The sequence below is a fragment of the Leyella stercorea genome (assembly GCF_021531355.1).
Lineage (GTDB): Bacteria > Bacteroidota > Bacteroidia > Bacteroidales > Bacteroidaceae > Prevotella.
Window position 1 is genome coordinate 1 of record NZ_JADYTS010000135.1, and the last position, 2,740, is coordinate 2,740.

General features: G+C 44.9%; 5 protein-coding genes. 3 read left to right on the forward strand and 2 right to left on the reverse strand.

What is annotated here, in order from left to right; translation table 11 throughout:
* Window positions 1-84: 84 nt before the first annotated feature.
* Together I6E38_RS14540 and I6E38_RS14545 are read left to right on the forward strand one after the other, a co-directional pair.
* Entirely contained in the window at window positions 85-471 is a 387-nt protein-coding gene (locus I6E38_RS14540; RefSeq protein ID WP_235394658.1) for a 4Fe-4S binding protein, read from the forward strand.
* Between the two features lie 15 nt (window positions 472-486).
* Window positions 487-756 (forward strand): hypothetical protein, encoded by a 270-nt coding sequence (locus tag I6E38_RS14545; RefSeq protein ID WP_235394659.1) that lies wholly within the window; start codon window positions 487-489, stop codon window positions 754-756.
* 106 nt (window positions 757-862) lie between these two features.
* Here I6E38_RS14545 and eno read toward each other — a convergent pair whose 3' ends face one another.
* On the reverse strand, window positions 863-2,170 hold the full coding sequence (gene eno, locus I6E38_RS14550; protein ID WP_235394660.1) for a phosphopyruvate hydratase: 1,308 nt from the start codon (window positions 2,168-2,170) through the stop codon (window positions 863-865).
* 259 nt (window positions 2,171-2,429) lie between these two features.
* A complete protein-coding gene (locus tag I6E38_RS15510) occupies window positions 2,430-2,606 on the reverse strand; it encodes a hypothetical protein (protein WP_302429236.1) in 177 nt (58 codons plus the stop codon).
* Between the two features lie 10 nt (window positions 2,607-2,616).
* On the opposite strand from I6E38_RS15510, the gene I6E38_RS15515 reads away from it, so the two are divergent.
* Window positions 2,617-2,688, forward strand: a complete 72-nt coding sequence (locus tag I6E38_RS15515; RefSeq protein WP_369681319.1) for a hypothetical protein — start codon at window positions 2,617-2,619, stop codon at window positions 2,686-2,688.
* Window positions 2,689-2,740 lie beyond the last annotated feature (52 nt).

A 2,740-nucleotide genomic window follows, 5' to 3' on the forward strand; every position in this document is an offset into this window, starting at 1 on the left:
CTACTTTTTCTATAAAACGAAAAATGAGCCATGTTAGTACTTATATATAAAAATAATTTAGATCACTTACTTAGCATTTGCAGAATGTATGGCGCTGGCAGACCTGACGATGAGGACGCAAAGGTATTGGCGTCGTTCGGTTTGGATATAATTAACAAGGTAAATGATACACAGTCTTTCGTACCTCTCGCTTTGCCTGGAAACCGACCATACAAACAAGGTTGCTCAGGTCCTTATCCTACAGCTAATGATGGTTGTGCAGAATGTGGAGCTTGCGCGAGCGAATGTCCTACGGGAGCAATTTCTTTCGACAACCTCAAAGCTGTCAACCAGGAACTTTGTATCGGTTGCATGCGATGTGTTTCTGTTTGTCCAACTCAAACAAGAGGCATAGGCGAACGCCTCAATCAACTGACGGCACATCTCAAGCCTCTATGTAGCGAAAGGAAAGAGAGTGAGCTGTTCATATAACAAAAATATAAAGCAATGAAACAGTTTGTCAGTATATCCAAACCATGGGCTGTATTATCGCTCATGCTGATCATATCATTCTTATTCTGCCTGACATCATGCAGAGTAACAAAGGAAGTTGTAAAAGAATCGTTGATAGAATCTGTCTCTGATCCCAAAACCGGCACCCAAGTATTCGTAAGAGATTACGATACTGAACCTTATTCCATAAATGTAGGAGGAATTATTAAAGCAAGAAAGCAAGCGAAAAAGAAAAAGGCAAAAGAGATATTGGATAATTACTAAAAATAATCTCGTATCCTTGTAAAGGATAACAAAGGGCATGGACAACCATCCCGGTTATCCATGCCCATACCGATTGTGATTTATTCAATAGTTTACTTATAAGCCTTTATTTCAGCTTTTTGTAGCCGTATGACGCGTTGTCGCCAAGTTGCTCTTCGATGCGGATAAGCTGGTTGTACTTAGCCATACGGTCGGTACGGCTCATAGAACCCGTCTTAATCTGACCAGAGTTAGTAGCCACGGCAATATCAGCAATTGTGGTATCCTCAGTTTCTCCAGAGCGATGTGAGGTTACGGTAGTGTAGCCATGACGATGAGCCATCTCGATAGCGTCCAAAGTCTCCGTAAGAGAACCAATCTGGTTTACCTTGATGAGGATAGAGTTGGCAGCCCCCATCTTGATACCCTTCTCCAGGAACTTCACGTTGGTAACAAAGAGGTCGTCGCCTACCAGTTGGCAACGGTCGCCTATGGCAGCAGTCAGCTTTACCCAGTTGTCCCAATCGTTCTCGTCAAGACCATCCTCGATAGAGTCGATAGGATATTTGGTAATCAGTTCTTCCAGGAACTTGATCTGCTCGGCAGCTGTCAGTTTTTTGCCGTTAGGATCTTTCTTCTTGCCGTCCTTCAACTGGCGATAATCATAATACCATTCACCATTCTCCTGAACGGCAAACTCGCTGGCTGCGCAGTCCATGGCAATCTTCACATCCTTACCTGGCTCATAGCCGGCATCCTTGATAGCCTGGCAGATGCTGTCGAGCGCATCCTCAATACCATTGAGTGCAGGAGCGAAACCTCCCTCATCACCAACGGCTGTAGAAAGACCGCGGCTCTTCAAAAGCTTAGCCAAAGCATGGAACACCTCAGCACCCATGCGGACAGCCTCCTTCTCTGTAGGAGCGCCAACAGGACGAATCATAAACTCCTGGAAGGCGATAGGCGCATCAGAGTGAGCTCCACCATTGATGATATTCATCATAGGAACAGGAAGAGTGTAGGTGTTGCAACCGCCTATGTAGCGATACAACGGGATGTGGAGATACTCGGCAGCTGCATGGGCCACGGCTAGCGACACACCAAGTATGGCATTGGCACCCAGGTTCGACTTGGTCTTGGTACCGTCAAGTTCCAGCATCTTATGGTCGATGGCACGCTGTTCCAAGGCTGAGAAGCCAACCAAGGCAGGAGCAATCACGTTATTCACATTCTCTACGGCCTTAAGTACGCCCTTACCGCAATAGCGGTTCTTGTCGCCATCGCGAAGTTCCAAAGCCTCATTTTCACCCGTTGATGCACCAGACGGAACAGAAGCACGTCCCACGATGCCGGACTTTAATGTAACTTCAACTTCTACTGTAGGGTTGCCACGAGAATCCAGAATTTCTCTTGCATGAACATTTTCAATAATCATAATTCAATAATTTTTTTAATTGTATATATCGTTTTTTTCTGAGTGCAAAAATAAGCATTATCTCACAAGTCTTCAAATTTGAGGCATCATCAAAAATCGGTATTCCTCCTAAAATACCTACTTATGAGTAAAGATAAATGTCTGAATGACAATAACAAGGATTTGTGCCGATATATTACTTTCTGGTATTGTCAGACTCGTCATATTATTGTATCTTTGCTCCAAATTACATATAATGATGGGAAAAAGGACAACGGCATTACAATACGCATTCCGTGCCTCCCTGCCTATAATGGCAGGATATCGTCATGGTAGCTGCTGGCGTAGCAGCCACTATGCTTACACGTTTCGTCCCTTTCGTGGCATTCGCCTTCGTACCGTCCATTCCTTGGCGTGGGGTGATGTTGCACAGGTGATAAGCCGTAGTGTTCACCATCCTCGTCCATGTGTGGAGAAGAAACCTGATGTGGTCTATAGTGGCAGGTACGGTCTGCTATATGAGGGTGTGTCATAATTGACTATGGTCATTTATGGTGCACCCTCCTTTTGTATATCGTTTAGCGAGAGCAA